Here is a 404-nt window from a genome sequence, read left to right on the forward strand (position 1 = left end):
CTCGGTGTTGTCGGCCAGCACGCCCGACCCCCGGTGCACGACGACGACCGTGGCCTGCGTGTGCGGGGTGGTGCGGATGTGCAGGTGGCCGGCCGCCGTGACGCCCTCGCCGGGGCCGTCCACGGTGACGGTCACCGGGTCGAGCTTCTCCCCGTCCAGGGTGACCAGGGTGGCCTCGCCGAACCCGGACCAGGCCGCGGCGGCGACCCGGTCGAACGGGACACCGCCCTCGCCGATCCGGGCGTCGTCGCGGCCGACCTTCTCGACGGTCACCCCGGCGGCCTCGGTGACCGAGACCGGCGCGGTGCCCTCGAACGCGGCACTGCCGTCGTGCAGGCCCTTGAGCCGGCGCAGCGGGGTGAACCGCCAGTTCTCCTCGCGGCCACCGGAGATCGGAAGAGCAC

General features: G+C 75.0%; 1 protein-coding gene. It reads right to left on the reverse strand.

Annotated elements, in window-relative coordinates; all coding sequences use genetic code 11:
• Nucleotides 1-404, reverse strand: a 404-nt coding sequence (locus DBV35_RS29370) for a hypothetical protein (protein WP_281262257.1), incomplete at both ends; no start/stop codon positions are given.

The organism is Acuticoccus kandeliae, assembly GCF_003073115.1.